This window comes from Parasphingorhabdus sp. (assembly GCF_039939955.1).
GTDB lineage: Bacteria > Pseudomonadota > Alphaproteobacteria > Sphingomonadales > Sphingomonadaceae > Parasphingorhabdus.
The window spans coordinates 1,125,558-1,147,004 of the sequence record NZ_JBDVHS010000005.1 but is presented as its reverse complement, the minus strand read 5'-3'; the positions used below and the strand labels follow the sequence as shown (position 1 = coordinate 1,147,004).

Sequence of the window (21,447 nt, the reverse complement as noted above, 5' to 3'; positions counted from 1 at the left end):
ATTAACGGATGGCAGCTTGGGCGATCGGCCCATGGCCGGCCTGCCGTTGACGAACTAATCGTAAATAGGTTTCGGCGACCGCGTTATTGATCTGATCCCAACTGAATTCCTCGGCTCGTTTTTCACCGGCGGAGCCATGGGTGGCGCGAAGACCGTCATTGTCACAATATAGCTGCAATGCATCCGCAAAATCACGAATGGCACCAGGTTGGATAAGTCTGCCGGATTCCTTTTCTTTGACCAGGCTCTGACTGCCTGTGGCTTTCGCCGCAACGACGGGAAGACCGCAAGCCATGGCTTCTAACGTTACATTCCCAAACGTCTCGGTAATGGAGGGATTGAAAAGCATGTCCATGCTAGCCACCGCGCGACCAAGATCGCTGCCCTGTTGGAATCCGACAAAAACAGCGCCGGGAATTCTCTCCTCAAACCACTGTTGTGCAGGCCCTTCGCCAATCACGAGCACCTTATGGGCCACCTTACGGCGTTTGAGCTCGTCAATTGTGTCTGAAAAGACATCCAGCCCTTTTTCCATAACGAGCCTGCCAAGGAATCCGATCACGGGTTCGTTGTCCGCGATGCCAAAGGACTGTCGCCATTTTGTATCCCGTCGATTCGAATTGAAAGTATAGCGATCGACGCCCCGTGACCATATGCCGACGTCATAGTTCATCCGTTGATCGCGCAGTACCTGAGCCATCGATTCGGATGGCGCTACCAGCGCATCGCATCGCCGATACAGCCTGCGCAATATTGCCTCGATCACTGGCTCTAGAAAGGCCAGATTATAATAACGCGGATAAGTCTCAAACCGGGTGTGAACGGATGCGAGCACCGGTATATCCTGTTTGCGGGACCAAGATACCATCTTATGCCCGACCCGGTCCGGGCTAGATATCTGCATGATGTTCGGATTAAACTGCTCTAAGTCTTTCCGTACATCGCCAGACAGACGGGTAGGGAAGCGATATTCACCGCGCCCGGGGAAGGCCACTGATGGTACGCTGATCAGGTCGCCAGTGGGCTCGAAAGCCGGTGTATCGGTTGTCGGTGAATATACGCGAACAGCCGCGCCCTGGCGAAGCAAATAGTCAACGAGACGGTTGAGTGCTTGATTGGCACCGTCCCGTACAAAATTATAATTACCGCTATATAGCGCAATGCGAAGATCACTTATTTCCATCCGCGCCTTCAAGCATAGTCGCACGGAAATTGCCAATATGAACTTGCTCGGTTAACAGACGGAGATGATCCGAACGCCGCTCAAACATGTGTTGATAAGCACTCCGCAACCATTTGGTGATGACGGCGAAATGAGCGCTATTGCCAAAACCGAGACGGATGCTTCCTTGATGCTGGGATTTGAAGGGCTGGAAGGTAATAAGGTTGGCGATGCTCTGAGGCATGGCGGACGTGATAAAGCGCTCCATCTCTATCCGGCGGAACACTATGCTTATTGGAAAGACAAATATCCGGACCTGGATGTTTTGGAACGACCGGGCGCTTTTGGAGAGAATTTTAGTTGTGAAGGATTAACCGAAGAGAAGCTATGTTTGGGCGATGTTTTTAGGGTAGGGGAGGCGTTGATCCAATGTAGCCATGCGCGTCAGCCCTGCTGGAAACTCAATCACCGATTTGGGAAAAAAGATGTTCTGAAAACCGTCGTGCAGAGCGGAAAATCAGGTAGCTATTTCCGGGTGCTGGAAGAAGGGCATGTACGGAGCGGGGACGAGCTGGTGCAACAGGAAAGACCATGGCCGGATTGGCCGTTGGATAAACTGTTCGGCTTGATCATCGGCGGTAAGCACAAGGGCCGCGGCGCGGAACTCAAAACGTTGGCGGAACATCCGGCCTTGGCCGAAAACTGGCGACTGCGCGCAGGGGAGCTGGCGGAGGGGCAATAGTTCCAATTTTCTTAATGTGCGGGGGGATGCAAACGCAATTTGGTGACGCGCCGATCATCGGCTTCGGTGATTTCCAATGTCCAGCCGCTGGGATGTTCTAGCCGCTCACCTACGGTCGGGATATGCCCCGCCAGAACGAAGGAGAGTCCACCGATCGTATCGACATCCTCGTCAATTTCTTCCAGCGCCGAATCTACGATATCTCCGACGTCATCCAGTTCGGCTCGCGCATCCGCTTCCCAAACACCATCATCCAATTTGACGAGCATCGGTATCGGTTCATCATCATGCTCGTCTTCGATTTCGCCGGTGATCTCTTCAACAATATCTTCAATGGTGACTAAGCCTTCGGTGCCGTTATACTCATCAAATATGATTGCAAGATGGGTCCGTGTTGCCCGCATTTCTGCAAGTAGATCGAGAACTCCCATGGATTCCGGGACAAATCGTGGTTGGCGTAAAAAGGGTGTTATATCGTCTGGGAAATCGCCACCTTTGGCAACAATCGCAAAAATGTCTTTGATGTGGATCATACCAATAATATTATCGAGATTTTCCCGGAAAACCGGGATTCTGCTATGCCCATGTTCCGAGAAAATCTCTACAAAATCGCTAAATGGCGCGCTTTCTTCGATCGCGATCATATCAGCACGGGGTACCGCAATATCATCCACCCGATGTTCGCTGAAATGCAGCATATTCCGCAACATTTCGAGTTCAAGGGACGACAAGTCCGGATCACCGTTAGGCGCGGTTTCCGCGTCACTTTCATGATCATCTATGACTTCTTCAATCTGCGCGCGCAGACTATTATCTTCCGTATTGCGGAATAGCAGAGCCTTCAGGCTCCGCCATATTCGTCCAGGCTCTTCATCTTCTTTGGATTGGCTGCTGCTGCGTGCCACAACCGTACCATTGTCATCGTCAGTCATATAATTTCTTGATTACCTGTTTTGCGCCTGTTCGGCGTAGGGATTGGCAATGCCTAATCTTGCCAATGCATTGATCTCGCAATTTTCCATTATCTCAGCATCTGCTTCATTCTCATGATCATATCCTAGCAAATGCAGGGACCCGTGCACAATCAAATGTGAAACATGATCGGAAAACGGAATATTTTTTGCCGTCGCTTCTTCATGACATGTTTCGTAAGCAAGAATGATATCGCCAAGCAACGCCTCTCCGTCATCGGTATTCGCCAATGTTTCCAGAAGGTCGGGCTGGACCTGTGGAAAGGACAAAACGTTGGTGGGCTTGTCTTTGCCGCGATAGGATTTGTTGAGGGTTTGCACCTCAGTATCGTCTGAAAATTTCACGCTGACTTCCAGAGCAAAGCTCTGTGACAGCAGGCTGGCATGAGAAGAAGAGGCGATTGCAGCCGTTGTCGCTTGCGTGACCAAGTCCGTCCAATCGCCTTCATTTCCCCATGACGGAGATGTGATCAATTCAGTCTGGAGCATCTTTGCCTTCATAGGCTTCGACAATCTTGCCTACCAGAGGATGGCGTACCACATCGCTTGCGCCAAATGTGACAGAGCTAACCTTCTCTACATTTTGCAGCTTCGATACCGCATCGGCTAGGCCGGACACTGCTTCTCGCGGAAGGTCAACTTGTTTGGGGTCGCCGCAAATCACCATGCGGCTGTTCATGCCAAAACGAGTGAGAAACATCTTCATTTGCGCGGCGGTTGTATTTTGCGCTTCGTCAAGGATGACAAATGCATCCGACAAGGTCCGTCCGCGCATGAATGCAATAGGAGCAATCTCAATTTCGCCGCTTTCGATGCGTCTTTCAACCTGTTCGGCAGGCAGTGTGTCGTAGAGTGCATCATATAGGGGGCGGAGGAACGGATCGACCTTTTCCTTTAAATCGCCCGGAAGAAAACCAATTTTTTCACCGGCTTCGACAGCAGGCCGCGACAGAATGAGGCGATCGACGGAACCGCTGACGAGTTGAGAGACAGCTTGTGCTACTGCAAGATAGGTTTTGCCGGTACCTGCCGGGCCGAGCGCGAATATCATATCATCACGCGCCAAGGCTTCCATATAATGGGCTTGCCGAGCGCTACGCGGAAAAATAGTCTTCTTGCGCGTCCGGATCATCACCTTCGGCGGCTCGACGACATCATCTTTATCATTGTTAGTGCCAGCAGAAGATTGTTTCGCAACTTTGGCGACGCGGGGATCTGCCGCCATCGCTATTATGGCTTCTACGGCGCCAGCATCGATTTCCTGTCCCTGCTCCAATCGATTATATATGCCGGTTAGAACTGAACGGGCCTGTGATACTGCCGTTTCTTCGCCCTCAATTTTCAATTTTGTTCCGCGTGCGGCGATATACACACCAAGGCGGTCTTCGATCGCGACGATATTTCGGTCATATTCCCCGAAAAGATCACCCAATATCTGCGGATCTTCAAATTCGAGATCCAGTTTGACTAGGTTGCTATCTGCATTTGCCTTCGTTTTTTGCACCATTAAGCGGCTATTCTTTCTTTGATCTCGCCTGTGAGGCTATTGGGTCCGGCTTGCGTGATTTCTATTTCAACCAAATCCCCAATCTTGAGATCGGGAGATATAATATGCACGGATTGCAGCCACGGCGTCTTGCCAATCAACTGGCTATCCAACTTGCCTTTGCGTTCAAGCAGAATGTTGGTTGTGCGCCCAACGGTCTGCTGATTAAAGGCATATTGCTGCTCGTTCAATAATGACTGCAGTCTTTGTAAGCGCTCATCCATAACTTCCGGCGCAATTTGCTCTTCCATCATGGCAGCCGGTGTACCGGGGCGCGGGGAATATTTGAATGAAAAGGCCATTGCGTATTTGGCGTCGCGGACAATCTGCAATGTTTCTTCAAAATCCTGATCGCTCTCGCCCGGGAATCCGACGATGAAGTCGCCAGACAGCGCTATGTCGGGCCTGACTTTGCGCATCTGCTCCAGAATGTCGAGATAGCTTTGAGCGCTATGCGAACGGTTCATCGCCTTGAGGACCCGGTCGCTGCCTGCTTGTACTGGTAGATGGAGGAATGGCATGAGCTTTTCGACGTCACCATGTGCCGCAACAAGACCTTCGGTCATGTCGTTCGGATGGCTGGTCATGTAACGAATACGCTTTAGGTCAGGGATTTTGTCGAGCGCGCGGATTAGGCCGTCTAGGCCTTGGTGGTGACCTTTGTCATCTTCACCGGTCCACGCGTTGACGTTTTGGCCCAAAAGCGTGATTTCACGGGCGCCACCGTCGACAAGCGCTTTGGCTTCATCAACCAAGTCTGACCAAGGTCGTGAGATTTCAGCGCCTCGGGTGTAGGGAACGACACAATAGGTACAGAATTTATCGCAACCCTCTTGGATGGTGAGAAAAGCTGTTGGTCGTGCTTGCTTCCCACGAGATGGTAGGACGTCAAATTTTGACACTGCGGGCATGTCGGTGTCGAGCGCTTTCTTGCCGGATTTTGCCGTTTCCATAAGTTCCGGAAGCCGATGATAGGCCTGAGGCCCGACCACAATATCCACACTGGGTGCTCGGCGAGAGATTTCCTTGCCTTCGGCCTGCGCCACGCAACCGGCAACAGCGATCATTGGGCTGCTGCCGTCTTTTCTGCGCAACCGTCCGATATCGGAATACACCTTGTCGACTGCCTTTTCACGAATATGGCAGGTGTTCAGAACCACCATATCCGCGTCTTCGCTATTTGTAGCCGCACTCAGGCCCTGTCCGGCGAGCAATTCGGACATGCGCTCTCCGTCATAGACATTCATTTGGCAACCAAAGGACTTAATATGGAATTTTTTGGGATCGGCTTTGCTCATAGCCCGCGCCTATACAATGGGTTTGCCCCCCAGGGAAGCCGAAAGCGGTTCCGCAATTCTTAGCCTAGCTTCTGCTGCAATGTCTTTGCGACAAGAAAATTGATCTGGATCGAACGGGTTTAGAAAATGGACCTCGACCAGAAAATTGCCGGGTCGGGTCAATAGCCTCCAGGCATTTGATTGCGCGCTTTCTTCGCCGGGCCAGCTCACTTCATAGGCGTCTTTCCCATAGTTTAAGAATATGGGTTGCACCATGATGCCGGGTGGTGGCGGTTCTAGCACTTTCAGAAGAGGGGCCTTGAAAGGGAGTAGCGTTGAACCGTCGGTGGTCGTGCCCTCAGGAAAAATCGTGATTGCCCATGTTTCCTCCAAGGCATCCCGAAGTTGGTTTATCTGATCCGCAATACCCATGCGATCCGAGCGTGAAACAAAGACCGTATCATTTAGACGGCAAAGCCAACCTATGATGGGCCAGTTGCCGATTTCTTCCTTCGAAACAAAGGCAGTGCCGCTATGTCCACCTAGAATGGCAATATCGACCCACGATAAATGGTTGGAAATGAAAAATACATCACGCTTGATCGGAGTGCCAATAATTTTGACCCGCGCACCGCATGCGAATGCTGCGGCCTTGAGAAATGTCCTTGGCCAAGGATTGGGGAGGTGCAAGATGCGCCAGATATAATAGAAGGGGATGCAGAAAAACAATGCAGCAAATAACAAGAGAACCCGAAGGCCAAACCGCAGGTAACCTAAAGGAGTAGCTCCGTCCCACAGCCGATATGCCATTGGCTGAGTGTCACAAGGGCGGGCTTGTGGGTCTGGATGTGGCACTTTAGCTTTTTCTGGCGAGAGATACGCCATATAGCTCCATACGGTGGTCAACCAGTCGATAGCCTAGCTTCTCGGAAATCTGCTTTTGCAGCGCTTCCAGTTCTGGATCGACAAATTCAATAACTTTACCAGTTTCGACATCTATGAGATGATCATGATGCGCTTCCGGAACGGCTTCATATCGCGCGCGCCCATCTCCAAAATCATGCCGGTCCAATATTCCAGCTTCTTCAAACAGGCGAACTGTTCGGTAAACTGTTGCGATGGAAATACGAGGATCCACTGCAGATGCCCGCTCGTGCAGGGTCTCTACGTCGGGATGATCCTCGGCGTCGGAAATAACTCGAGCGATCACACGACGTTGGTCTGTGATGCGGAGCCCTTTTTCCGCGCATAATGCTTCAAGATCGATTTTTTGCGGCATGGACTCTTTCCGTTATGCTTGGGAAGACTCTATGCGGAGAGTGGAATATTTCAAAGAGAAAATTGCGGCAGAGTTGCCGCAATTTTCAATTTTCGTGTAAAATATATCGAAAAGGCTCGTTACTTTTTTGCGCCTTTTTTCTTACCAAGGCCTATTGCCTTAGCAAGTTCCCGTCGTTTTTCCGCATAATTTGGTGCGACCATGGGATAGTCGTTTCTCAGGCCCCATTTTGCACGATAATCTTCGGGGGTCATGCCATAATGCGTCATCAGGTGGCGTTTCAGCATCTTGAGCTTCTTGCCATCTTCCAGGCAGACGACATAATCTGGTTTTATTGAAGATTTGATTGGAACTGCAGGTTCTGGGCGTGCTTGTTCCGCTGCTTTGCCAGATAGGCCAGCCAGCGCTCCATGAACGCTGCTAATGATAAGTGGTAAATCTGATACTGCGACACTGTTGTTACTAACATGCGCGGCGACAATGTCTGAAGTGAGCGTAATCAACGTCTCATTCAGAGCAATTTCTTCCTCTGTCATATTCTATTACCTTTGTGCGACCAATTACTACTATGTTTGCATAGTTTGCGGAGCGTTATCTACACGAACGTTCGTTGGCTGCAATAGTCAAACTTGAGAGTTAATCCAACTTTCAATTAAGCCATTAATATCATGGCTATTTAAGCGCTTATTACAGCCTTGTAAGTAACGGCATCAAACTTTTCCATGTTTACGCCGGTGTAATAAGCTTTGCGCAATCCGATCTGTTCAAAGCCGAATTTGATATAGAGGTTTTCTGCTGGATTTCCCGCCCGCATTTCTAAAAAAACCGCAGAAACTTCAAGTTTCCGGGCTTCCTCAATCATATGGCGGAGCAGGGAATATCCGACACCCTTACCTTGGCATTCGGGAGAAACTGCAATCATAAGCAGTTCTTCCTCATCGGCGGCTTGGCGGCTTATTATAAAGCCGCAAACTTCGTCTCGCCGTCGCGCAATGAGGAGCTTCGCACTCGGCATGGAAAGCATCGACCGGCATTGGTGATGGTTCCAGCTTTCGCCATAGGTCTTCGGGAATGAACGTTCCATGATGTGCATCACGTCGCGCAGACTGTTAAGGTCGCTCGATTGGATATCAACTGGGTCGATGTTTTGATCGTCCCAAGAACTTTCCCGTTTCGCCATGGTTCAGGCAGTTTTCGTTGGTTGAGCGTCGGGCTTGCGGCCATAGATAGGTGTAGGTGGCAACTTTTTCATATCATCGGCTACTAAAGAGATATGGGCGGCGTTTGGCAACATGGGAATATGATCATCGATCCCGATTGCAGCAGCTAGCTCCGCTGCGGCCGATCCTACGATCATGTTGGCCTTGACCTTGTCGACAGTTTGGTCCGGTGTAAGGCTAGCCAAGGCCTCCAGTGGTTTACCGGTTCCGTCAAAATTCTGTACAAAATACTCGCCATGTCCTGCGAGCATTGCGACGCAGACCGGGTCAGAAATATCCAATTTGTTTTGCGCCTGTGCGGCGACGAGCGAAAGACCACAATAGCCGCGAATTTCCGCGTTCCATGCCAAGGCAAGAGCTTTTGCGGCTGATATACCGATCCTGACCCCTGTGAAGCTGCCAGGACCGCAATTGACCAATATCTTGGCCGCTCTGCCTTTATCAGGAAGCTGCTGAATAGCAGGAATCAGTTTTTCCGCATGGCCGCGCCCAATTTCGGCATAATCCGAAGCAATCAGCGCGCCATCATCAAATAGTGCCACGGAGCAAGCGACGGAGGCTGTGTCAATTGCGAGAAGGCGTTCGCCCATCGGTGTTTCAAATCAAGCTATTGAATTTATCGAATCCCGGACGAGGACTCCGATCAAAAATTGTTGCGGGATCACCATAGCCGATCGTGGAGATAAAATTGGATTTCACATTGGGTTGATCGGCAAAAAATTCCTTGTCGACAGCGGCATTGTCAAAACCCGATAGCGGGCCGGTATCCAAGCCCAGGGCCCGAGCGGCTAAAATAAAATAGGCGCCCTGTAGCGAGCTGTTACGCAAAGCATGCACTTTCCGTGCTTCGGGATCGCCAGCGAACCAACTTTTTGCATCCGCATGCGGAAAGAGTTCGGGAAGATGTTCGTGAAACTCCTGATCCGTACCTATGATGACGGCGGCAGGGGCCTTCCGAATTTTCTCCTGATTACCTTCCGACGAGAGATCCGCCAGCCGGTCTCGCGATTGCTGGCTATGGCACCAGATGAGGCGTGCCGGCAGCATGTTCGCACTGGTGGGCCCCATTTTCATCAGGTCCCAAATGGCGTGCAATTGCTCAGTCGAGACGGGCTTGTCATGATAGCCGTTATAGGTCCGTGCTTTCAAAAACAGCTGATCCAGCGCCGCTTGATCGAGAGGAGAGTTCATTGATGTGCCCTTATATGAGGTAGAGTTTACGCTGCCCGGACTTCCGTCACTTCGGGAACATAATGTTTCAGCAAAGATTCGATGCCATGTTTCAGCGTAGCGGTCGACGATGGGCATCCCGCGCAGGCACCCTGCATCTTCAAGAATACTGTGCCTTTGTTGAAGCCACGATAGATGATGTCGCCACCATCGTTGGCGACAGCTGGCCGCACACGGGTTTCAATCAATTCTTTGATTTGTGCTACGATATCCGCATCTTCCGGGTCGTCATGCACTTCTTCTTCCGGTGGCACGGTAATTTCTCCAGCGCTTCCAGGCTTGAAAAGGGGGAGCCCAGCGGAGAAATGGTCCAGCAAGATGCTGAGAACCTGTGGCTTCTGGTCGTTCCAATCTGAACCCGGTCCGCAGGTTACAGAGATGAAGTCTGAACCGAAGAAAACGCCGGTGACGTCGCCCAAGGTAAAAAGAGCTTCGGCCAGGGGAGATATCTCAGCATCTTCCGGTGAAGCGAAATCGCGGGTTCCATCAGCCATGACCTGCTGTCCGAGCAAGAATTTGAGTGTTGATGGGTTCGGTGTTTTTTCTGTTTCAATGAGCATAGATGCTATCTGGCGATTGTGATCGGATCGATCAAGGACTAAACGCAGCCGATCAGCAAGATAGATTGGGAATGACGGGAATATTCACTAGTCAGTAAGATTGGGGCTGCTTATATCCGGGACATGAAATCATTATCTGCTCGTGTGGCTCCCTATTTTCCGATTTTCCTTCTCGCGGTTTGTCTGCTGGCAATGCCGGGAAAGGCTTATGCCCAAGAAGCGACGAGCGACGATATATTGCCATGGCTTTATAAAAATAGCGATGTGCCGGTCGACAAGAGCTGGACGTTCGGTGAATTGGATAATGGATTGCGCTATGCGGTGAAGCGCAATGGCGTGCCACCTGGTCAGGTGTCGATCCGATTGAGAGTGGATGTTGGATCGTTGATGGAGACGGAAAAAGAGCGGGGCTTTGCTCATTTTATGGAGCATCTTATCTTTCGAGGTTCTACTTACGTCCCAGATGGTGAAGCAAAGCGTGTGTGGCAGCGATTGGGCGCTACATTTGGAAGTGACAGCAATGCTGAAACGACGCCGACACAAACCGTCTATAAGTTGGATTTGCCGAATGCCAGCAGGTCTAGCCTTGATGAAAGCTTGAAAATTCTATCGGGTATGATGCGTTCGCCTGGTTTGAGCGCGACCGCTGTTGATGCCGAACGTCCGGTCGTTCTGGCCGAATTACGGGAGCGCGCTGGTCCGCAAACGAAAGTTCAGGACGCGATAAGAGGCTTATTCTTTGCCGGACAACGTTTGGCCAACCGTGCGCCAATCGGAACAACGGAAACACTAGTTGCCGCGACGCCCAAGGCGCTGCAGCAATTCCATAAACGCTGGTACCGCCCGGAACATGTCGTGATTGCAATCGCGGGTGACGGAGAGCCTGCGCTGTTCGCGGAACTATTGAACAAGCATTTTTCGGCTTGGAAAGGCGAAGGTAAAGCGGGCAATATTCCCGATTTTGGGAGCCCGGAGGATATCACCGATATCAGTCATATTGTCGTAGAGCCGACTTTACCGCGGTTTATTTCGATGGTGATTACGCGGCCTTGGGAACAAGTTGATGACACGATCGTATATAATCAACAGTTGATGATTGACCTACTGGCGCTGCAACTCATCAATAGACGATTGGAAGAGCGGGCGAGGGCAGGTGGTAGCTATCTACAAGCAAGCGTGGGGCAGGAAGATGTCAGCCGCTCTATCGATGGTACATTCATTAGCATCATTCCACTTGGTGACGACTGGGAGGCTGCGCTTAGAGACGTTCGAGCGGTTATCGCTGATGCGACAGGTAATGCGCCTTCCGAAGCTGATATAGCGCGAGAGATCGCGGAATTTGACGCGGCGCTGGTTATTGGCGTTGAGAGTTATCAAACCGAATCTGCTCGGAAACAGGCGGATAACATCGTCAATGCAGTCGACATTCGGGAAACCGTCGCGACACCGCAGGTGGCACTGGATGTGTTTCGCGGGATGCGGAATAATTTCACGCCGAGTAAGTTACTCGATTCAACACGCAACTTGTTTTCCGGGGTTTCCACCCGGGGATTGCTGACGTCGCCTAACGCCATTTCGGACGGACGCCTAAGGCTCGCGCAAGCGTTGCGCGCAACGGTCGATGCCGCCAGCGATGCTCGGGTCGTTCAGTCTGATATCAGTTTTGAAAAACTAAAGAAAATCGGACGAAAAGGTAAGGTTGAATCTTCTCAAACAATCGAACGATTTGATGTGGAGCAGTTGGAGCTCGCCAATGGTGTTCGGGTCTTGTTGTATCCAAATAAATCGGAACGCAACAAGATCATGGTCAATGCCCGGTTTGGGCACGGCTACAGCGGGCTTTCGCCGCATGATGAGTCTCTTGCTTGGTCGGGTGCTATGGCTTTGATGGCGAGTGGAGTAGACGATTTGGGGCAGGGAGAGCTGGACAAGCTTACCACCGGTCGCCGGATTGGACTGGGCTTCGACATCGATAATGATGCATTTGAGATAAAAGCGGACACGCGGCAATCTGACCTCGAAGACCAACTTCACTTGATTGCCGCAAAGCTAGCTTTCCCTCGCTGGGATGCGGCTCCCGTGCTTCGTAGTAAAGCGGCGGCAATGATTAGCTATGACAGTTTCTCGGGATCTCCGCAGGCGGTGTTCGAACGCGATCTGCAATGGTTGACCTACGGAAGGGATCCACGCTGGAAGACACCCGACAAAGAAGAGATGGGGCGGTTGACCGCGAGCAATTTTCGTCAATTTTGGGAACCTATTCTTAAGAGTGGTCCGATCGAATTAATGCTCTTTGGAGATTTTGATCGGGAGCAGGCCGTGGACTCCATCTTGAAAACCTTCGGCGCATTGAAAGAGAGGGAGGAGCTTGCCATCCCGCCAGAGGCATTGGCTCCTCGTTTCCCGGCATCTCAATCTGATCCGGAGATTATACGGCATCAAGGCGATCCCGAACGGGCGGCAGCCATGGTGGCTTGGCCGACTGGCGGTGGCCTTGAAAACATACGCGAAAGCCGCAAGCTTGAAATATTGTCATCGATTTTCAATGATCGATTGTTTGAAATTCTCCGGTCTCAACAAGGAGCAAGTTATAGTCCACAGTTCATCAATAGCTGGCCGGCTGAGCTTGAATCCGGCGGCTATGTCGGAGCACAAAGCCAATTGACGCCAGACAATGTGGAGCAATTTTTCAATGTTGTGGAATCAATAGCTGAAAATTTGAAGGCAGAACCCGTCGGTGCCGATGAACTCCGGCGGGTGGTTGAGCCATTGCGTCAACTGATCGTCCGGGCCACAAGCGGCAACAGCTTTTGGATGAGCCAAATGGAGGGAGCAAGCTTCAAACCAGAGAAATTTACGGTGCTTCAAAGCTTGCTCAAGGACTATACCGTAATCACCCCTGAAGAGGTGCAGGCCTTGGCGATTAAATATTTCGATGACAGCAAGAAATGGAAACTGGTTGTTCTTCCTGAAGCCAATAGCTCGGCTGCGAATGATAATGCGCCCGGGCCACCATCCTCAGCTGTTGCCGTCAACCACTAGATTGAATCTACCAGTGCCAGTATTTGATCGTTGGTAGGGCGCTTTTTATAATCACCCGATACCGATTTTGCGACGATCTTTCCGTTTTGGTCGATCAAGAAAACCGAAGCATAAGGCACACCGACGGCACGACCTTCGGTATATTGCGGATCGCGTAATTCAAAACCATCAATCACCGCTGATGTCTGATCAGACAACATATCATATTGCAGCATCTGGTTGGTCGAGAAGCGATCTTGTTGTTCTGGATCGTCGTAGCTGAGCCCGTAGAGGCTATAACCACGGTCTTTCAGGTCATCGACAATGGTATTGATCGATTTCAATTGCGTCTGACAATAGGGACACCATTCAACTGAACGCGTAAAAACAATCAGGGCAGGGCCATTTTCGACAATCTCGCCAAGGGTAGTTTTCTCCCCATTTCTGAGCAGACTGGTGGTCAAGGGCGCCTGCTTTCCAACCGTCAATCCGGCATCTATGCTCACTGCTTCAGCAACAGCTTGGACGCTCTCATCCTGTTTGCTTTGTACTGGTTCTGCTGCATCAGGGGCAGTAGCTGCCGGTTCGGAACATGCCGAAAGAGCAACAACCGCAACGGATGATAAGAATATGTTCGTTCGTTTCATAAAGGCTCCATCTAACTATCGTAGCGGTTATTCGCGTGTCGGCGCTATTCCGTTACAGCTCGACTAGGAGTTTATCATCACAGGACATATTTGGACAGATCGGTGTCCTTGGCAACATCAGACAGCTGTTTTTTGACATAGTCTTCATCAACCGTAATTTCTTCACCCACACGATCTTCCGCTTCAAAACTGATTTCCTCGAGCAGTTTTTCCATAACCGTCTGGAGCCGCCGTGCCCCGATATTCTCTACCGTTTCGTTCACTGTCGCGGCAATTTCGGCAAGCTTGTCGATCGCACCTTCGGTAATGTTAATTCTGACGTCTTCCGTTCCCAGAAGCGCAACATATTGCACGGGCAAATTGGCTTTGGTTTCGGTCAATATTCGAACGAAATCGGCTTCCGTCAGAGCTCTTAACTCTACTCGAATTGGTAACCGGCCCTGCAGCTCGGGCAGCATATCGCTGGGTTTGGATATGGAAAAAGCACCGGAGGCAATGAATAAAATATGGTCGGTTTTCATTGGGCCATATTTGGTTGCGACCGTTGTGCCTTCAATCAGCGGCAAAAGATCACGTTGAACACCTTCGCGGCTCACGGATCCACCGCGCACATCGCTTACTGCAATTTTGTCAATTTCATCGAGGAACACGATGCCGTTGGACTCGGCATCCGAAATGGCGGCCCTTGAAATATCTTCGTCATCAAGACGCTTGTCGGACTCTTCTTCCACCAGTTTGTCCCAAGCATCCGCCACGCGCATTTTTCGCCGTTTCAGGCTGTTCTGATTGAACGCCTTGCCCATCATGTCGGACAGGTTGATCATACCAACCTGCCCGTTCATGCCCGGGATATCCATTGGCGTATTCGGCGTATCTTCTACTTCGATCTCGATCTCAGTATCGTTCATATGGTTGTCGATGACGCGTTGGCGAAAGCTCTCTCGTGTGGCTTCGCTCGCATTTTCGCCGCACAAAACATCGAGCAGACGCTTCATGGCTGCTTCTGCCGCTGCGTCATGCACGGCTAGCCGTCGACGTTCACGTTCTAGCCGGACGGCCTCTTCCGCGAGATCGCGCGCAATTTGTTCGACATCACGGCCAACATAGCCGACTTCGGTGAATTTTGTGGCTTCCACTTTGATAAAGGGCGCGTCGGCGAGCTTTGCCAAACGCCTGGAAATTTCAGTTTTGCCGCAACCGGTGGGGCCGATCATGAGAATGTTTTTCGGCGTCACTTCGTCGCGTAGCTCAGCCGACAGTCTTTGGCGGCGCCAGCGGTTGCGCAAAGCAACGGCAACGGCCCGTTTCGCCGCTTGTTGGCCGATAATATGTTCGTCCAATGCCTTGACGATGGCTTTGGGAGTCAGGTTCGCCTGCATGTTGTTCTTCTCTTCATTCGTGATTGTGACGGGGTCGACGTTATCAAGCTTCGCTATCTAGCGTCTCAACGGTGACCTGATCATTTGTGTAGACACATATTTCAGCAGCGATTTCCATCGCCTTCTTCGCAAGTTTCTCGGCATTTTTCTCATAGCCCATCAAAGCGCGAGCCGCTGAAAGAGCGAAATTACCACCGGAGCCGATGGCTGCGATGCCCTCATTGGGTTCCAGAACATCGCCATTGCCGGTCAGGATGAGCGTAATATCCTTGTCCGCTACGATCATCAACGCTTCCAGATTGCGCAGATATTTATCTGTCCGCCAATCTTTTGCCAGTTCGACAGCAGCTCGCATGAGCTGGCCATTATGACGTTCTAATTTCGCTTCGAGCCGTTCAAACAGGGTGAAAGCATCCGCAGTGGCGCCTGCAAAACCGCCGATCACGGACCCGTCATGCAATTGACGGACTTTCCGCGCGTTCCGTTTCATAACGGTCTGCCCCATAGAGACTTGGCCGTCACCAATGACGACGACTTTACCGTTTTTGCGTACCGATAAGATTGTTGTGCCATGCCATTGAGGCAGGCCATGTTGCTGATTTTCTGTCATGAAATAAGATATGGGTAATCCTGCCCCGATGTGCAACCGAAGGCTTTGGGGCTTCGCGCTTGAGCAAGATGTTCGCGCCCGTTTCTCTCGTGTTCGATCTGTCTAACTGGCAAAAAAAATGGCGACCAAAAGGCCGCCATTTTCAAATTTCTATGCCTGAATGAATTCAGGGAGAGGTTGGCGTGTCGTCGCTGCCGTCGGCTGCGATAACGATGCCAGCAATCACTGCAGCTGCAGCGAGAATAGCAATAATAATGCCTGAGCCACCTTCAAGGTTGTTTTCGCTTTCAACAGTCGCGCTTGTACGTGCAACAGAAGAAACGGGCTGAACAGCCTGGGCCAAAACAGGTGCGCTTACCAGCGATGCAGCTGCTGCCGCAGCAATTCCAAGTTTACCGAAACGCATAATATACTCCTTCAGAATTTCGCATTTAATCAAATACGGTAACGGCAGTGGCATAACAGGCCTTTTAAATCAACCGCACTATTGTTCAAATCTTGTAAATCATCCCGATTGTTGCAAAGATCACACAGGTAGAATTTCGCAAATTTGCGCTGGATTAGAGGCAAATTAGCTCCTTACTAGTTAATGCAATGTGCCTGACTTTCTGGAAAACGCCGGATTTGTAAGCCTGTTCCAATATAAGACGTTAACCATCGGGGCTAAGTTCCCGCTGGATAATATGGATAATATTTTGTTAATGTTTTCCCATGGAGCGAAAGAGACTGAAGACACTAGCGTTGCGCGACGAAGGGATAAGGCATCCTTTCCGTCAGAGCCTGCCAATAGAGTTTATACGACTTGCAAAAAAAGAACAGAATCTAGGAGCTACAACGAAAGAGAAGAGTGTCGGTGACGATGCCAGCCTATTCCTGCTGAGCTTCGTTGCCTTTTTCACCGTTTTTTACATGTTCATTGTATAATAGGACTCAGTCGCATACGCGATGGAGTTGATGGCCCAGCCAAGCGGCGAACACACACATCGCAGCGACGAGTAATAGCTGCTCTGTTGTTGAGACACCTAACATGCTGAGAGCGAGAGCAGCGAGAGCTCCCAACACCATGCAGCCGGAATTTACTACATTATTGGCAGCAATTGTGCGTGCCGTTTGGCTGATATCAACCGTAGTGGTCAGAAAAGCATAAAGGGGCACGACAAACATGCCTCCTGATATGGATACTCCGGCAAGCGTGCCGAGCAACGCCCAAGCGCCTTCATGGACGATGAACGTTTTGAATGTGTATAGTTGGCCATCGGGCAAGCCTTCCCAGCCGCGGGCGATAAAATAAAGCGCTAGGACGAATATTCCCATGAAAATGACGCTGATGGGAGCGAAGCGTGCTGAAACTTCGCTTTTCAACAGGCGGTTTACCAACACAGATCCGATGGCAATCCCGATAGAAAACACTCCTAGGAAAAGACTGGCTACTTGAGGCGTCGCAGTAAGCACATTTTCAACCAATGGCGGAAATTGGATGATCAGTACCGATCCGATCGTCCAGAAAAAGCTGATCGCGATGATCGCGAGATATAATTTGCGAACATGCAGGGTGGCGGAGATCAGCTGGATCGATGATCTGACAAAATTATAGTCGATTTTTTCGACTTCTTTTTGAGCCGGGGCGGGTGGCATGAATTGAGCCGCCGCTCGACCAAGTAGGGCGACGAAGAAAACTGCAATGACGGCAATTTCAACGCCATTTCCGTCGCGGTCGATGATGATCCCACCAAGAATGGTCCCGGCCAGGATTGCCACGTAGGTGCCTGCCTCAACCAGTCCGGTACCGCCGAGCACTTCGTCCTTCTCTAAATGTTGCGGAAGAACGGCATATTTGATCGGCCCAAAAAATGTGGATTGCAAACCCAATAGAAACAATGCGGTGAGCATGATCGGGATGGACTGTAGCCAAAGCCCGATACCGCCTACCACCGCGATCAGGATCTCCAACGTCTTTACAAATCGGGTGATCCGAGCCTTGTCATAATTGTCAGCCAATTGTCCGGCCAATGAAGAAAATAGGAAAAAGGGCAGAATGAACAGGCCAGACGCGAGGGCATTGAAAACAAAATCCTCGGATTCGCTTTCGTAAATCCCGTAGGTCACCAAAATGACCATCGAAAATTTGAACAGATTGTCGTTAAAAGCCCCGAGTAGCTGCGTCAGGAACAACGGGAGAAACCTTTTGGTTCGCAGCAAATGCGCAGTATTTTGCATCAATTGGAAATCTCTTTTTGAGCGGATGATGATCGTGCTGCTATCTTTAGGCCTTTCCATCAAGGCGTCAAACGAATGACGGGTGTTGCCGCGACGGAAACCTGAATTATTTGGTTGAATCGATTTTCATTTCCTCGAAATCTGTCTATGCGAAAGTCACTATGCTGAACCTACCGAATATATTGACACTTTCGCGAATATTTGCGGTGCCGATTCTAGTTTTTCTGCTGTGGCCGAAGTTCGATCTGATGGGGTCACAGCCTATGACCCTCGACTATCTTCTTGCCTTTGGCTTGTATTGCCTGATGGCTGTTACCGATTATTTTGATGGATATCTTGCGCGTTCGCAGGGTACCGTTTCTAAGCTTGGTATTTTCCTCGATCCGATCGCCGATAAGATCATGGTTGCTGCCGTGGTGCTGATGTTGATATTCACGCGAGATATCAGCGGATGGCACGTCATAGCAGCCATTATCATTCTGTTGCGTGAGATCACGGTGTCGGGGCTACGCGAATTTTTGGCAGGTTTGCAAGTCAGTGTACCAGTTTCCCAGCTGGCTAAGTGGAAAACCGGATTTCAGATGATTGCTCTTGGTGCCTTGATCCTAGCGGGCGGGCTGCCGCATTTCCCGGTCATTCAATCGGTTGGCTTGTGGACATTGTGGGCGGCGGCGATTTTGACCTTGATTACCGGATGGGACTATCTCCGTGTCGGCTTGAAGCACATGGACTGATGGATCGTTCGATTAAAATAGTATATTTCGCTTGGGTGCGCGAACGACTTGGCCTCGAGGAAGAAAACATCGCTATCGGAGGTGGCGTAAAGACCATTTCTGATGTTCTGGACGTTCTCAAAAATCGCAGCGATACTTATGCAGATATTTTTTCTGATGTTGAGAAGCTCCGCTTTGCTCTCGATCAAGACTATGGTCTTCCGGCGTCCGAGATAGGGGCGGCACAAGAATTGGCGATTTTCCCCCCGGTGACAGGCGGATGATTAGGGTTGAGGTTGGCCCGGCAGATTTTGATATTGGTGCAGAATCTGCAAAAGTGGCCGGGCAGGGCGGCGGGGCGATATCCAGTTTCGTTGGTCAGGTTCGCGATGATGGAAATCTGGAAACCCTAGAATTAGAACATTATCCAGCAATGACGCAAAAGGCGCTGTTGGAGATTGCCGAAACGGCACGATCCAAATGGTCGCTTCACGCGATTACCATCGTCCACCGCGTCGGAAAATTAACCGTTGGGGATAATATCGTTCTTGTAGTGACGGGGTCGGATCATCGCGAAGCGGCGATAGAATCCTGTTCATTTATCATGGACCGGTTGAAAACCGTTGCGCCATTTTGGAAAAAAGAAACGCGCATCGATGGTAAAACCAAATGGATCGAGGAACGCGCTTCGGATGTGGAAGCATCGGAAAAATGGAATGCATAGAAAGAGCGGATTATGAGTGGGCTTTTGACACCCAATCCTGTGCACCTTTCATGATTTCCGCCAAAAGTTGAAATTCGCTGCGTCTCGGACTGTTTTTGCGCCACACCAACGCAATATCCCGTGATGCGCGTTCCGATTTCAGCGGCCTTGCAACGATATTGGTGTGATTCAATATGCCGCTATCGATCGCCATTTTGGGCAGCAGGGTTAGGCCGAGATCATTGTCGACCATTTGCACCAATGTGTGGAGAGAAGTCCCCATCATCCGCGCTGAAGCTCTCAACTCTGGCCGATTGCACGCCGCAAGCGCATGGTCTTTGAGGCAATGACCATCCTCCAATAGAAGGAGCCGCGTTTCATCGATGGTCGCCGGATCCACTTGCGGCGGAGGATCACGTGGGTCGTCTTTTGGGAAAGCCACGAATATCTCATCACTGAACAAGACTTCGGATTCCACGTCACCACAAGGGAATGGCTGCGCAAGCAGGACACAATCCGCATGGCCGTGATGTAAAGAATCGCAAGCCGCTTGGCTGGTTTCCTCTTTTAGGTATAGCTTGAGTTCGGGACGTTCCTTGCGCAGTTGCGGCAGCAAACGTGGTAGAAGAAACGGCGCGATTGTTGGGATAACGCTCATCCTGATATCGCCGGCCAAAGGCTTGCCTGCAGAGCGCGCCATTTCCGAAAGCTCTTCGGCTTCGCGCAGAATACGATAGGCCTTTTCCACCATTTGGTTGCCGAGTTCCGTAAAACGGACCACGCGCCGTGTGCGCTCTACCAAAACGATATCGAGGAGGGCTTCCAGCTCCTTTATACCAGCGGACAATGTGGACTGGGTGACAAAGCAAGACTCGGCGGCTTTGCCGAAATGGCCATGTTCTTTCAGTGCCACCAGATATTGGAGTTGTTTGAGCGTGGGGAGATAGGTCGACATTATCGAATCTTTCGATCAGTATTTGGGCATTGATCTAATATAGTGATTATGGAGGCCTTGGAAAGCATGAACAAATTTCGGTTGCAAAAAAGGACTGGAAATACTCCTTTGCTGCGCCTATTTTATGAGTCTTCGCAACATCCGGAGAATATTTATGTTTCGGGAACTTGGCGCCTATCTAGATTCCATAAAGGCACGCGATCCGGCACCGCGATCGCGCTGGGAAGTATTGCTATATCCCGGTGTGTTGGCGCTTGGTCTGCACCGTTTCGCCCATTGGTTGTTCAAGGGGGAGCTCTATTTCTGTGCCCGGTTTATCAACCATTTTTCGCGTTTCTTTACCGCGATCGACATTCATCCGGGTGCAAAAATCGGTCGGCATTTGTTCATTGATCATGGCTTCACGGTCATCGGAGAAACCGTCGAAATCGGCGACAATGTAACGATTTATCAATGTGTGACATTGGGGGGAACCAATCCTACCAACGGAGTTGGTGGTAAGCGCCATCCGACCATTGAAGATGACGTCATTCTGGGTTCCGGTGCGCAGGTGCTTGGCCCCGTTACGGTTGGCAAGCGGTCGCGCGTGGGTGCTAATGCGGTTGTGACACAGGACGTACCCGAAGGAGCCACGATGGTTGGTGTACGGGCGCGACCGACATTGGTCGAAGCGACAGAATATCAAAAAGACTTTGTTCCATATGGGACGCCTTGCAGCGAGGTTTTTGATCCCTCCACGCAAAAGTTGGAAATTTTGCAATGCGAGATGGAGCAGTTGCAGAAACGCATGGCTGCCTTCGCTAAAGAGCGGGATGAAGGGACTGAAGACAATATCGCAGAGGGGCGTGATCGCGCTTGAAGCGTTCCGCTGAATCGAATGTCGCGGTCTTCCCGCAGAAAAACCTGCCCTCACAAGTAGGGTTTGAACGACGAGAATTGGAACGTATCCTCAACCTATATGGTCGCATGGTATCAGCGGGCCATTGGAAAGATTATGCGATGGACATGCGACAGGATGTTGCCATTTTTGCGGCCTTTCGCCGTGCGTCCGAACGACCTCAAATACGGATAGAAAAACGCCCCGCAGACCGAAACCGGCAAGGCATGTGGTCTTTACATGGTGAGCAAGGCCAAATTCTGAAGCGTGGTCATGATTTGGCGGGTGTTTTGGCCCCGGTTGAGCGCAAGCTTTTGAAACTGGTTGTTGAATAGGCT

25 protein-coding genes are annotated in these 21,447 nt (G+C 50.8%); 7 read left to right on the top strand and 18 right to left on the bottom strand.

Annotated elements, in window-relative coordinates:
* Window position 1 precedes the first annotated feature (1 nt).
* Complete coding sequence (locus ABJG22_RS10795; protein WP_348020229.1) at window positions 2-1,183, bottom strand: glycosyltransferase family 1 protein; 1,182 nt, start codon at window positions 1,181-1,183, stop codon at window positions 2-4.
* A 64-nt stretch (window positions 1,184-1,247) separates the two neighbouring features.
* Here ABJG22_RS10795 and ABJG22_RS10790 point away from each other — a divergent pair, with 64 nt between their 5' ends.
* The gene (locus ABJG22_RS10790; RefSeq protein WP_348020228.1) at window positions 1,248-1,904 is read left to right on the top strand and encodes an MOSC domain-containing protein; all 657 of its coding nucleotides are present in this window, start codon (window positions 1,248-1,250) and stop codon (window positions 1,902-1,904) included.
* An 11-nt stretch (window positions 1,905-1,915) separates the two neighbouring features.
* On the opposite strand, the gene ABJG22_RS10785 is transcribed toward ABJG22_RS10790, so the two are convergent.
* The 11 genes from ABJG22_RS10785 to ABJG22_RS10735 form a co-directional block, all read right to left on the bottom strand.
* The gene (locus ABJG22_RS10785) at window positions 1,916-2,836 is read right to left on the bottom strand and encodes a hemolysin family protein (RefSeq protein ID WP_348020227.1); all 921 of its coding nucleotides are present in this window, start codon (window positions 2,834-2,836) and stop codon (window positions 1,916-1,918) included.
* 12 nt (window positions 2,837-2,848) lie between these two features.
* Entirely contained in the window at window positions 2,849-3,364 is a 516-nt protein-coding gene (ybeY, locus tag ABJG22_RS10780) for an rRNA maturation RNase YbeY (RefSeq protein WP_348020226.1), read from the bottom strand.
* Window positions 3,351-4,382: a PhoH family protein gene (locus ABJG22_RS10775; protein ID WP_348020225.1), complete on the bottom strand. Its 1,032-nt coding sequence runs from the start codon at window positions 4,380-4,382 to the stop codon at window positions 3,351-3,353. The genes ybeY and ABJG22_RS10775 overlap by 14 nt, the downstream gene beginning before the upstream one ends.
* The gene (gene miaB / locus ABJG22_RS10770) at window positions 4,382-5,719 is read right to left on the bottom strand and encodes a tRNA (N6-isopentenyl adenosine(37)-C2)-methylthiotransferase MiaB (RefSeq protein ID WP_348020224.1); all 1,338 of its coding nucleotides are present in this window, start codon (window positions 5,717-5,719) and stop codon (window positions 4,382-4,384) included. The genes ABJG22_RS10775 and miaB overlap by 1 nt, the downstream gene beginning before the upstream one ends.
* A 9-nt stretch (window positions 5,720-5,728) precedes the next feature.
* Window positions 5,729-6,583, bottom strand: coding sequence for a lysophospholipid acyltransferase family protein (locus ABJG22_RS10765; RefSeq protein WP_348020223.1), 855 nt, complete (start codon window positions 6,581-6,583; stop codon window positions 5,729-5,731).
* Entirely contained in the window at window positions 6,555-6,977 is a 423-nt protein-coding gene (locus ABJG22_RS10760) for a Fur family transcriptional regulator (protein WP_348020222.1), read from the bottom strand. Before ABJG22_RS10760 ends, ABJG22_RS10765 begins: the two co-directional genes overlap by 29 nt.
* Window positions 6,978-7,096: 119 nt before the next feature.
* Window positions 7,097-7,513, bottom strand: coding sequence for a MucR family transcriptional regulator (locus ABJG22_RS10755; RefSeq protein ID WP_348020221.1), 417 nt, complete (start codon window positions 7,511-7,513; stop codon window positions 7,097-7,099).
* 140 nt (window positions 7,514-7,653) lie between these two features.
* Window positions 7,654-8,157, bottom strand: coding sequence for a ribosomal protein S18-alanine N-acetyltransferase (gene rimI / locus ABJG22_RS10750; RefSeq protein ID WP_348020220.1), 504 nt, complete (start codon window positions 8,155-8,157; stop codon window positions 7,654-7,656).
* 3 nt (window positions 8,158-8,160) lie between these two features.
* The gene (tsaB, locus tag ABJG22_RS10745; RefSeq protein WP_348020219.1) at window positions 8,161-8,787 is read right to left on the bottom strand and encodes a tRNA (adenosine(37)-N6)-threonylcarbamoyltransferase complex dimerization subunit type 1 TsaB; all 627 of its coding nucleotides are present in this window, start codon (window positions 8,785-8,787) and stop codon (window positions 8,161-8,163) included.
* Window positions 8,788-8,794: 7 nt separating this feature from the next.
* Entirely contained in the window at window positions 8,795-9,388 is a 594-nt protein-coding gene (locus ABJG22_RS10740) for a malonic semialdehyde reductase (protein WP_348020218.1), read from the bottom strand.
* A gap of 26 nt (window positions 9,389-9,414) precedes the next feature.
* Complete coding sequence (locus tag ABJG22_RS10735) at window positions 9,415-9,987, bottom strand: NifU family protein (protein ID WP_348020217.1); 573 nt, start codon at window positions 9,985-9,987, stop codon at window positions 9,415-9,417.
* A gap of 123 nt (window positions 9,988-10,110) precedes the next feature.
* Here ABJG22_RS10735 and ABJG22_RS10730 point away from each other — a divergent pair, with 123 nt between their 5' ends.
* A complete protein-coding gene (locus ABJG22_RS10730; RefSeq protein ID WP_348020216.1) occupies window positions 10,111-13,029 on the top strand; it encodes an insulinase family protein in 2,919 nt (972 codons plus the stop codon).
* On the opposite strand, the gene ABJG22_RS10725 is transcribed toward ABJG22_RS10730, so the two are convergent.
* The 5 genes from ABJG22_RS10725 to ABJG22_RS10705 all read right to left on the bottom strand — a co-directional run bounded on the left by ABJG22_RS10725 (window position 13,026) and on the right by ABJG22_RS10705 (window position 17,861).
* On the bottom strand, window positions 13,026-13,655 hold the full coding sequence (locus ABJG22_RS10725; protein WP_348020215.1) for a peroxiredoxin family protein: 630 nt from the start codon (window positions 13,653-13,655) through the stop codon (window positions 13,026-13,028). The genes ABJG22_RS10730 and ABJG22_RS10725 overlap by 4 nt on opposite strands.
* Before the next feature lie 77 nt (window positions 13,656-13,732).
* A complete protein-coding gene (gene hslU, locus ABJG22_RS10720; protein ID WP_348020214.1) occupies window positions 13,733-15,034 on the bottom strand; it encodes an ATP-dependent protease ATPase subunit HslU in 1,302 nt (433 codons plus the stop codon).
* A 43-nt stretch (window positions 15,035-15,077) separates the two neighbouring features.
* The gene (gene hslV, locus ABJG22_RS10715) at window positions 15,078-15,644 is read right to left on the bottom strand and encodes an ATP-dependent protease subunit HslV (protein ID WP_348020213.1); all 567 of its coding nucleotides are present in this window, start codon (window positions 15,642-15,644) and stop codon (window positions 15,078-15,080) included.
* A gap of 166 nt (window positions 15,645-15,810) precedes the next feature.
* A complete protein-coding gene (locus ABJG22_RS10710; RefSeq protein WP_348020212.1) occupies window positions 15,811-16,050 on the bottom strand; it encodes a hypothetical protein in 240 nt (79 codons plus the stop codon).
* 524 nt (window positions 16,051-16,574) lie between these two features.
* Window positions 16,575-17,861, bottom strand: a complete 1,287-nt coding sequence (locus ABJG22_RS10705) for an MFS transporter (RefSeq protein ID WP_348020353.1) — start codon at window positions 17,859-17,861, stop codon at window positions 16,575-16,577.
* Between the two features lie 161 nt (window positions 17,862-18,022).
* Here ABJG22_RS10705 and pgsA point away from each other — a divergent pair, with 161 nt between their 5' ends.
* From pgsA to ABJG22_RS10690, 3 genes are read left to right on the top strand one after another with little or no spacing between them, the layout of a single operon-like run.
* Window positions 18,023-18,595: a CDP-diacylglycerol--glycerol-3-phosphate 3-phosphatidyltransferase gene (gene pgsA, locus ABJG22_RS10700; protein ID WP_348020352.1), complete on the top strand. Its 573-nt coding sequence runs from the start codon at window positions 18,023-18,025 to the stop codon at window positions 18,593-18,595.
* Window positions 18,595-18,858: a MoaD/ThiS family protein gene (locus tag ABJG22_RS10695; RefSeq protein WP_348020211.1), complete on the top strand. Its 264-nt coding sequence runs from the start codon at window positions 18,595-18,597 to the stop codon at window positions 18,856-18,858. Before pgsA ends, ABJG22_RS10695 begins: the two co-directional genes overlap by 1 nt.
* On the top strand, window positions 18,855-19,298 hold the full coding sequence (locus ABJG22_RS10690; RefSeq protein WP_348020210.1) for a molybdenum cofactor biosynthesis protein MoaE: 444 nt from the start codon (window positions 18,855-18,857) through the stop codon (window positions 19,296-19,298). Before ABJG22_RS10695 ends, ABJG22_RS10690 begins: the two co-directional genes overlap by 4 nt.
* A 10-nt stretch (window positions 19,299-19,308) precedes the next feature.
* Here the strand turns inward: ABJG22_RS10690 and ABJG22_RS10685 are convergent, their stop codons facing one another.
* On the bottom strand, window positions 19,309-20,232 hold the full coding sequence (locus tag ABJG22_RS10685; protein WP_348020209.1) for a LysR substrate-binding domain-containing protein: 924 nt from the start codon (window positions 20,230-20,232) through the stop codon (window positions 19,309-19,311).
* A 154-nt stretch (window positions 20,233-20,386) separates the two neighbouring features.
* Between ABJG22_RS10685 and epsC the strand changes: the two genes are divergently transcribed.
* Window positions 20,387-21,091: a serine O-acetyltransferase EpsC gene (gene epsC, locus ABJG22_RS10680; protein WP_348020208.1), complete on the top strand. Its 705-nt coding sequence runs from the start codon at window positions 20,387-20,389 to the stop codon at window positions 21,089-21,091.
* Complete coding sequence (locus ABJG22_RS10675) at window positions 21,088-21,444, top strand: DUF2794 domain-containing protein (RefSeq protein ID WP_348020207.1); 357 nt, start codon at window positions 21,088-21,090, stop codon at window positions 21,442-21,444. Before epsC ends, ABJG22_RS10675 begins: the two co-directional genes overlap by 4 nt.
* The last annotated feature ends 3 nt before the right edge of the window (window positions 21,445-21,447 follow it).